Source organism: Lutibacter sp. (genome assembly GCF_021647475.1).
Taxonomy (GTDB): domain Bacteria; phylum Bacteroidota; class Bacteroidia; order Flavobacteriales; family Flavobacteriaceae; genus Lutibacter.
Map to the genome: position 1 here is coordinate 1 of NZ_JAKIUR010000076.1, position 9,305 is coordinate 9,305.

The 9,305-nt window shown below is 31.3% G+C and carries 7 protein-coding genes and 1 pseudogene; 7 read left to right on the forward strand and 1 reads right to left on the reverse strand.

The features are described from left to right. The first annotated feature begins 373 nt into the window (after nt 1-373). From L3J60_RS12620 to L3J60_RS12640, 5 genes are read left to right on the forward strand one after another with little or no spacing between them, the layout of a single operon-like run. On the forward strand, nt 374-742 hold the full coding sequence (locus tag L3J60_RS12620; RefSeq protein WP_291975918.1) for a metalloregulator ArsR/SmtB family transcription factor: 369 nt from the start codon (nt 374-376) through the stop codon (nt 740-742). Nucleotides 743-753: 11 nt separating this feature from the next. Further along, complete coding sequence (merTP, locus tag L3J60_RS12625; RefSeq protein ID WP_291975919.1) at nt 754-1,395, forward strand: mercuric transport protein MerTP; 642 nt, start codon at nt 754-756, stop codon at nt 1,393-1,395. Between the two features lie 16 nt (nt 1,396-1,411). After that, on the forward strand, nt 1,412-2,026 hold the full coding sequence (locus L3J60_RS12630; RefSeq protein ID WP_291975921.1) for a hypothetical protein: 615 nt from the start codon (nt 1,412-1,414) through the stop codon (nt 2,024-2,026). Between the two features lie 28 nt (nt 2,027-2,054). Continuing rightward, the gene (merA, locus tag L3J60_RS12635; protein ID WP_291975922.1) at nt 2,055-3,701 is read left to right on the forward strand and encodes a mercury(II) reductase; all 1,647 of its coding nucleotides are present in this window, start codon (nt 2,055-2,057) and stop codon (nt 3,699-3,701) included. Nucleotides 3,702-3,711: 10 nt separating this feature from the next. Then, a complete protein-coding gene (locus L3J60_RS12640) occupies nt 3,712-4,110 on the forward strand; it encodes a metal-sensing transcriptional repressor (protein ID WP_291975923.1) in 399 nt (132 codons plus the stop codon). Here L3J60_RS12640 and recG read toward each other — a convergent pair. After that, complete coding sequence (gene recG, locus L3J60_RS12645) at nt 4,075-6,177, reverse strand: ATP-dependent DNA helicase RecG (RefSeq protein WP_291975924.1); 2,103 nt, start codon at nt 6,175-6,177, stop codon at nt 4,075-4,077. The two genes, L3J60_RS12640 and recG, sit on opposite strands and share 36 nt — an antisense overlap. Before the next feature lie 101 nt (nt 6,178-6,278). Between recG and L3J60_RS12650 the strand changes: the two genes are divergently transcribed. Together L3J60_RS12650 and L3J60_RS12655 are read left to right on the forward strand one after the other, a co-directional pair. Beyond that, a complete protein-coding gene (locus L3J60_RS12650) occupies nt 6,279-7,487 on the forward strand; it encodes a methyltransferase domain-containing protein (RefSeq protein WP_291975925.1) in 1,209 nt (402 codons plus the stop codon). An 81-nt stretch (nt 7,488-7,568) separates the two neighbouring features. Next, nucleotides 7,569-8,867: pseudogene (locus L3J60_RS12655) on the forward strand (endonuclease); the annotation flags it as partial. Between the last annotated feature and the right edge of the window lie 438 nt (nt 8,868-9,305).

The following is a 9,305-nucleotide window of genomic DNA, read 5'->3' on the forward strand; positions in this document are numbered from 1 at the left end:
CTTTTATCAAGAATATTTGCCGTTGTAAATCGTGAAACACCTTATGTGGATTTTATGAAATATGCAGCTTAAAAATTAGTGATAAATTTTAATGTTTTTATTTGTTTTAATCATAGAATACGAGTGAGTTTTAGGCTTAAAATTAGTATCGAGAATAGGTTTTTTATTTAAAAACAACCATTTTCGATACACTATTTTATCAAAAATTACCTGCCTTGCTTTCAGACAATCTCGAAATGATGTAATATTAAAAAAATCAAAATGCACAACGACTACTCCTACTCCTACTCTATTTCATAAATTATTGTTAATTATATTTAAGTATTTGCTTAAATAATAATATATTAATATGTTTGCTTAAAATTATAACAATATGAAAACTATTTCTTGCATCCGTGAAAAGAAAGATCAATATAAAATTGATCAATATGAACAGCTGTTAAAAAACAATGCTACTGAATTTAATCAGCTTAGCAACATTGTCGGATTAATTGGTAATGGTGTACGACTAAAATTGGTTTGGCTCATAAATCAGGAACAATTTTGTGTATGTGATTTTGCCGATATTTTACAAATGAGCGTACCTGCCATTTCGCAACATCTACGAAAATTAAAAGATGTGGGCATTGTTGAAACCTTTAGAGATAAACAAACCATTTATTATTCTATAACTCCAACTAAAAAATTAATAGTTAATCATATTCTAGATTTAGTATCTGATGAAATTGCTGTAACCATTTAAATTACTACCTCATGAAAAATCAAAATACAAATAACAATTCAAAATCAAACGGTCTTTTAGGACTAGGACTTTTAACAGCAATTACAGCTTCACTTTGCTGTATAACACCAGTACTTGCCTTATTAGCTGGCACCAGTGGTTTTGCTTCAACCTTTTCTTGGATGGAACCTTTTCGTCCTTATTTAATTGGTATTACCATTTTAGTTTTAGGTTTTGCTTGGTATCAACAACTTAAACCTAAAAAAGAAATAGATTGTAATTGTGAAACTGATGACCTGCCTGACGACAAGGCAGGAAAACCAAAGTTTATCCATTCCAAAAAATTCTTAGGACTTATAACAATATTCTCTATAATTATGCTGGCTTTCCCCTATTATACAGATATATTTTATCCTGAAAACAAAGCTAAAATAGAATGGAATAATATTAAGTCTATAAATAATTTAACATTGCAAGTTAAAGGGATGACTTGTGAGAGTTGTAATTTACATGTTGAACATACTTTAGCTCAATTACCAGGATATTTAAATGCAAAAGCAGACTATAAAACAGGTTCAGTTCATGTAGAATTTGATGCTTCAAAATCATCTGAAAAAGAAGTGAAAGATGCCGTAAATAGTACTGGTTATAAAATTATTGATAAAACAAATTAAAACAATCAGTGAACAAATGTTAGTAATTCAAAATATTACTTTTTACAAAGTTCCATTAGTTTGTAATTCAGCAACAAACATTGGTTGCGGAAGCCGTTCTAAGCCAATATTGTTAGCCTTAGAAAAACAATCTGAAGTTAAAGAAGCTTGGCTAAAAAGAGATGGAACTGTTATTGGCATCGTTTGGAAACCTTCAATCTCAAAAAATAAGCAACAGCTAATTGCAGAGAAAATCTTTAGTGAAAATCAAGTTGAAGCAATAAATTTAATCGATAATAAATCTTTAACCGAAATGGCTGACTTCAATATTCCAAATGCTTGGTATAAAGGTAAAAAAGTTAATAAATTAAGTAAAGAAGAGGCTAGCATAATTGCTAAACAGTTAGTAGCTGTTTTTGATAATAAATCACGTTTAAACCCTCAACAAAAATTACATCTAACAAAAGATATTACAAACGTTTTCTATGATTTCTTTTTAAATTACCATTCCGTAGTGGAATTGGCAGATACTAAAGTTTATCGCTTAAAAATGGAAGAAATTAACAAATTAAGTGAAAAATATATATTAAAACAACAGCTACCAAAAATTAATGATTTGTTAAACGCTTGTACAGGTCATAGTAATTGCTGAGAAAATATTTCATCTATAAATAAAAAATATGAATACATTTAAAACTATAAAACTTTCTATTAAAGGTATGACTTGCGATGGTTGTGCTAAAGGCATTGAAAAAAATGTTTCATCACTAAACGGTATCAATCAAAATGAGGTAAATTATCAAAAAGGTGAAGGTAATTTTAGCTTTGATGAAAGTATTATTTCAAAAGAAAACATCATTCAAGAAATAGAAAAAACAGGACATTATAAAGTAGAAAAGGAATTAAATCCTAACACAAATCATTTCGATTTAATCATTATTGGAGGTGGTTCTGCTGCTTTTTCAGCCGCTATCAAAGCTGAAAGTTTGGGTTTATCAACTTTAATGATTAACGGAGGTTTAGATTTTGGAGGTACTTGTGTAAATGTAGGTTGTGTGCCATCAAAAAATTTAATCCGTGCTGCCGAAACTGCTTATCACGCCACGCATTCTAATTTTAAAGGTATTCAACCTAAAGGTGTAGCTATTGATTTTAAACAAGTTATAAAAGATAAAAAAGAATTGGTAGCTACTTTACAACAACATAAATATATGGATGTGGTTAGCGACTTCAAAAGCTTAACAATGATTAAAGGTTGGGCTAAGTTTGTAGATAAAAAAACCATTATTATTGATGGAAAAAGTACTTATACTGCTATAAAATTTATAATAGCAACAGGATCAACCACAAATATTCCTAACATTGAAGGTTTAAATGAAATTGGTTATTTAACCAATGTTTCTTTATTTGATTTAGAAGAAAAACCTAAAAGTTTAACTATTATGGGAGCCGGTTATATCGGTTTAGAAATTGCACAAGCCTATAGCCGTTTGGGAGTAAAAGTGCGTATTATTGAATTTACAGACCGCCCTTTAAGAAGTCAGACCAAAGATATTACCGATATTTTAGAAACGCAACTAAAAAGCGAAGGCATAGAAATATTGCCCAACTTTAGAGCCTTTAAATTTGAAAAAAAGGGTTCAGATACAATCATTCATTGTAAATGTCCCAATGGTTCTACAACACAACTCATTGAAAAAGGTAAAATATTGGTCGCAACAGGCACAAAACCTAATACTTCTAAATTAGGACTTGATAATATTAGCTTGAAACTTACTGATAGTGGTCATATTATCGTCAATGAAAAAATGGAAACCAATTTATCGAATATTTATGCCGCTGGTGATGTTGCAAATACCCATGCGTTTGTATATACCGCTGCCGCGGAAGGCAATACGGTCGTTACCAATGCGTTTACTGGCGATAATAAAACTTTAGATTACAGTTCATTACCTTGGGTGGTGTTTACCGATCCGCAAATTGCAGGGGCGGGATTAGACGAAGTCCAAGCCGAAGCTAAAGGTATTCAGTTTGACGTTTCTAAACTCGATTTAACAAATGTACCACGGTCATTAGCAGCACAAGACACCAGAGGATTTATAAAACTCATTCGCAATACCGAAACCGATAAATTAATTGGTGCAAGAATTATTGCTCCCGAAGGTGGTGAACTCATTCAGCAACTGAGCATGGCTATCAAATATAGCATAACCGTAAAAGATTTAGCTGAAAGTTTTTATCCTTATTTAACTTTGGGTGAAGGTATAAAATTAGCTACAATTACTTTTGGTAAAGATGTTTCTAAATTAAGTTGTTGTGCCAGTTAATATTTAAAAAATGGCAAAACAAATATATAAACTTCCTAGAGACCTTGTTTTAGATATTAAAACAAGGCTCAAAACGTTAAGTGGACAAATTAATGGAATTGTTAAAATGTTAGACGATGGTAAAGACCTCGAACAAATTAATATTCAATTTAAATCTATTGACAAAGGCATACAAAAAGCACATTTTTTATTGCTAGATGAAGTGTACAGAAAAGCATTGGCAATAGGTATTGTAAAAGCGGTAGATTCTTGCCCCGGAAATTGCGGTAATGAAGATAAAATAACGTATCTTAAAAAGGAATTCCCTAATATCGCTTTAAGCGATTTGACTGAAAAACTCAAAGAAATTCAGGCTATTGAAAATCGATTAAAACTAACTAATATTAGCCCAAAGCGTACTATTTTTTGAAATTTCGTGATAAGCAATATTAATAAATCTATTTTCAGGATTTGAAAGTGAAGGATCGTTTTCTAATAAATTAATTGCTGTAAATCTCGCTAATTTTAATAAATGAGCATCTTTTACAATGTCGGCAATTCGCAAATTTAAAACACCGCTTTGTTGCGTTCCCATTAAGTTACCCGGACCACGTAATTTTAAATCAACTTCTGCAATTTTAAAACCATCACTAGTTTCAACCATTGTATTTAAACGAATTTTAGCTTCGTTTGATAACTTAAAACTCGTCATTAAAATACAATAACTTTGTTCGGCTCCTCGTCCTACTCTACCACGTAACTGATGTAATTGAGATAACCCAAAACGCTCAGCACTTTCAATTACCATAACACTTGCATTTGGTATATTAACGCCTACTTCAATAACCGTAGTTGCCACCATAATTTGAGTTTCGCCTTTTATAAAACGTTGCATTTCAAATTCTTTATCTTCGGATTTCATTTTACCATGAACAATGCTGATTTGATACATTGGTTTTGGAAAATCTCGAGAAATGCTTTCATAACCATCCATTAAATCCTTATAATCCATAACTTCGGATTCATTTATTAACGGATACACAATATAAACTTGTCTTCCTTTAGCTATTTCTTCTTTTAAAAACTTAAAAACTGAAAGTCGATTAGCATCATATCTATGTGCTGTTTTAACTTCTTTTCTACCGGGTGGTAATTCATCAATTACTGAAATATCTAAATCGCCATAAACACTCATTGCTAAAGTTCTTGGAATTGGTGTTGCTGTCATCACCAAAATATGTGGTGGCAACTCATTTTTTTTCCAAAGTTTTGAACGTTGTGCTACTCCAAATCGATGCTGCTCATCAATAATGGCAACTCCTAAATTTTTAAATTTTACTTTGTCTTCAATTAAGGCGTGAGTTCCTATAAGTATTTGTAAATCACCAGATTCTAAATTCTGATGTATAACTTTTCGGTCTTTAGTTTTTGTGGAACCGGTTAATAGTTTTACGCTAACATTCATTCCATTAAGTAATTCCACAATTGCATTATAATGTTGTGTTGCTAAAATTTCAGTAGGAGCCATCAAAGCTGCCTGATACTTATTATCAAGTGCAATTAGCATCACCAACAATGCTACAATGGTTTTTCCTGAACCTACATCGCCTTGCAATAAACGATTCATTTGGGCATTGGAACCAATATCTTTTCTAATTTCTTTTAACACTCTTTTTTGAGCATTAGTAAGTTCAAAAGGTAAATTATGATGATAAAAATTATTAAAATAAGTTCCTACTTTTTCAAAATTAAAACCTTTTATTTTTGCCTTCCGAATCATTTTTTTTCTGATGAGTTGCAGTTGAATAAAAAATAATTCTTCAAATTTTAAGCGTTTTTGTGCTTGTGTTAATAATTCTTGAGTTTTTGGAAAATGAATATTAAATAAAGCTTCACTTTTTGAAATTAACTGATTCGTTTTAATAATTTCATCGGATAAAGTTTCTTTAAAATTTAAACCAACTTCTTGAAATAAGCTTTGCATAATTTTAGTAATAATCCTGCTACTTACGCCTTTATTGGTTAATTTTTCAGTAGAAGGATAAACAGGTTGCATAGCCGTTCTTAAACTTTTTTTATATTCTGAAACCAATTCCATTTCAGGATGAGGCATAGAAAAAGAGCGATTAAAATAGTTAGTTTTACCGAAAATCACATACGGAATATTTAATTTTATAGCATCTTTAATCCATTTGGCACCTCTAAACCAAATTAATTCCATTGTCCCCGTTTCATCCATAAAAGTCGCCACTAACCTACTTCCTCTTTTTTGTTTAACCGTTTTTAAAGAAGTTATTTTACCTATAATCTGAATTTCAGCAGAATTTTGTTGAAGTTGATTTATTTTAACAAACTGAGTTCTATCAATATACCTAAACGGAAAAAAATTTAACAAATCTGAATATGTTTGAATTCCTAATTCCGTTTTTAACAAATCTGCTCTGCTGGGTCCAACGCCCTTTAAATAAGTTATAGAAGTGTTCAAATTAGTAGTCACAATGCAATATTAAAATACGAAGATACACTTTCAAATTTCAATTTACAATTACAATTTATGTACCGACAAATATTGTATCTTTGCACCCTTAATTTTTTTATATGAGATTACACAGAAATTTAGTGTTTACCGTAGTAGATTCTATCAAATTAATTTTTAATGAAGAAGAATATGCGGATAAAGTGGTTCAAAAAGCATTAAAAAGAGATGCTCGTTGGGGAGCAAGAGACCGAAAGTTTATTGCAGAAACTATTTATGAAATGGTACGTTGGAAGCGATTATATAATGAAATTGCCGGAACAAAATCGCATTATTCTACTGAAAATGTATGGAAAAACTTTGCTGTTTTCGCTATATTAAAAGGATATAAATTACCCGATTGGAATCAGTTACAAGGTGTGCCAGAAAGAAGAATTAAAGGGAAATTTGACGAACTTCAAAAAACAAGAGTATTTAAAGAATCTATTCCAGATTGGTTAGATGAATTAGCCGTAAATGAATTAGGTGAAGATATCTGGAAAAAGGAAATTACTGCTTTAAACAAACAAGCTGATGTTGTTTTAAGAACAAATACTTTAAAAACTACCAAAGCTAATTTGCAAAAAAAATTGGCTTCAGAAGGCATTGAAACTGTTTTTATTGAAGGTTATACTGATGCATTAAAATTGGTTGAAAGAGCTAATGTATTTAGAACGGATTGTTTTAAAAATGGTTTTTTTGAAGTGCAAGATGCTTCCTCTCAGTTAGTTGCCGATTATTTAGAAGTAAAACCCGGAATGCGCGTAATTGACACTTGTGCTGGTGCAGGTGGAAAAACCCTGCATTTAGCTGCTTTAATGGAAAATAAAGGACAATTAATTGCAACCGATATTTACGAAAGTAAATTAAAAAAACTTAAAATTAGAACTCGAAGAGCAGGAGCTTTTAATATAACTACCAAAGTAATAGCATCTTCTAAAGTAATGAAGAAAATGAAAAATTCTGCTGATAGAGTTTTAATTGATGCTCCTTGTAGCGGAATTGGTGTTTTAAAACGCAATCCAGGTAGTAAATGGAAATTACAGCCTGAGTTTATAGAAAATATTAAAAAAACACAAGCCGAAATTTTGGAAAACTATTCTAAATTAGTTAAAGTTGGTGGACAATTAGTGTATGCAACCTGTTCTATTTTACCATCCGAAAATGAAAAACAAGTACAAAAATTTTTAGCAAATCATTCAGAATTTGAATTTGTAAAAGAAAATAAAGTTTCTGCCTACAAATCTGGATTTGATGGGTTTTATATGGCTTTATTAAAAAGAAAGAAATAACATAATCCTTTTAAAATTAATATAAAGTTCTAATTTTATGAACTTTAAAAAAATAAACATATTCTACAAATTTCAATAAGCATGAAAAGACTATTACTCTTATTATTATTTATCACCTCATTAAGTTATGGTCAACAAGCTTATTATAACGATGTTGATTTAACAGCAAACGGATTGCAATTACGTGATAATTTAGCTACAAAAATTATTATCACACATACCCATTTTTTATCTTATGCAAATGTTTGGGAAGCCCTAAAAATAACAGATTTAGACCCAGCAGACGCTACTAAATCTAATGTTCTTTTAATTTATGGATCTAATGATAACGATGGAAATTACGTTACCAATAGAACTAGAAGTAAAAATGCCAATGGCGGAACTGCGGGTACCGACTGGAATAGAGAACATACTTATGCTAAATCGTTAGGAACGCCTAATTTAGGAACTTCAGGTCCTGGCTCCGACGCGCATCATTTAAGAGCTGCAGATGTTACTTTAAACGGAAATAGAAGTAGTAAAAAGTTTGCTGCTGGGAGTGGTGTTGCAGGAGATTCTAACGGCGGTTGGTATCCTGGTGATGAATGGAAAGGAGATATTGCCCGTATGATGATGTACATGTACTTACGTTATGGTAACCAATGTTTACCTTCAGGAGTTGCTATTGGAACTACAAATACAGTAGATTCTAATATGATTAATTTATTATTACAATGGAATGCAGAAGATCCGGTATCCCAAGTAGAAGATAATAGAAATACCTATTTAAGTGATGCTACAAATGCCTATGGTCAAGGAAATAGAAATCCTTTTATTGATAACCCATACTTAGCAACTAGAATTTGGGGAGGACCAACGGCTGAAGATAGATGGAATACAACACCTGATACTCAAGCACCTACCGCACCAACAAACTTAACAGCTTCCAATATAACCAATACTACAGCAGATTTAACTTGGACAGCCTCTACTGATGATGTAGCAGTTACTGCTTATGATATTTATAAGGATGGAGTATTTTTAGCTTCTTCAGCTACAAATAGTTATAATGTAACTGGATTAACTCAAAATACAACTTATAACTTTACCGTTTATGCCAAAGATGCTGCAGGTAATACTTCAACGGTAAGTAATACTGCTACATTTACAACAACCAATATAATTGATACACAAGCACCTTCAACCATAACAGATTTAAGTGCTAGTAATACCACAAGTACAGGTACTAATTTATCTTGGACAGCCTCTACCGATAATATTGGAGTAACTTCGTATGAAGTTTTTAAAGACGGTGTATTTTTAGCTTCTACTGTGACCAACGCATACAATGTAACTGGCTTAACTGCAAGTACTTCTTATAATTTTACAGTATATGCAAAAGATGCGGCTGGTAACACTTCTACAGTAAGTAATACAGCTACAGTTACTACATCTATTGCAAATTCAACTTGCGGTACTGAAACTTTTACAAATGCTACTGGTTTACCGTCATCAACTTATGGTGATGGAAGTTTTGTAGGAGATAATGGAGTAACTTGGACTTATATTCAAGCTAGAGATGATCAAGGATATCAAATTAATGGAGCTGGTTTAATGCTTAGAAGATTATCAAGTAATAGTAAAGTAACTTCATCAACTGTTTCAGGTGGAATTGGAGATTTTACTTGTAGCCTAAAAAAAGGGTTTACTGGTCAGGGCAAACTCACACTTTTATTTTCAATATCCTTAATAAATAGTCTTCATCCCAAGCCGCTTTGAGTCTTTTGCTTTTAACCGACAGTTTTTTAGTTTGTTCATTTTTCAGGAGGTTCAAGGCTA

What these genes read in the sequence shown, in the direction of transcription:
- L3J60_RS12620 (WP_291975918.1), top strand. Translation starts at nt 374, where the DNA reads ATGAAAACTATTTCTTGCATCCGTGAAAAGAAAGATCAATATAAAATT.
- merTP (WP_291975919.1), top strand. Translation starts at nt 754, where the DNA reads ATGAAAAATCAAAATACAAATAACAATTCAAAATCAAACGGTCTTTTA.
- L3J60_RS12630 (WP_291975921.1), top strand. Translation starts at nt 1,412, where the DNA reads ATGTTAGTAATTCAAAATATTACTTTTTACAAAGTTCCATTAGTTTGT.
- merA (WP_291975922.1), top strand. Translation starts at nt 2,055, where the DNA reads ATGAATACATTTAAAACTATAAAACTTTCTATTAAAGGTATGACTTGC.
- L3J60_RS12640 (WP_291975923.1), top strand. Translation starts at nt 3,712, where the DNA reads ATGGCAAAACAAATATATAAACTTCCTAGAGACCTTGTTTTAGATATT.
- L3J60_RS12650 (WP_291975925.1), top strand. Translation starts at nt 6,279, where the DNA reads ATGAGATTACACAGAAATTTAGTGTTTACCGTAGTAGATTCTATCAAA.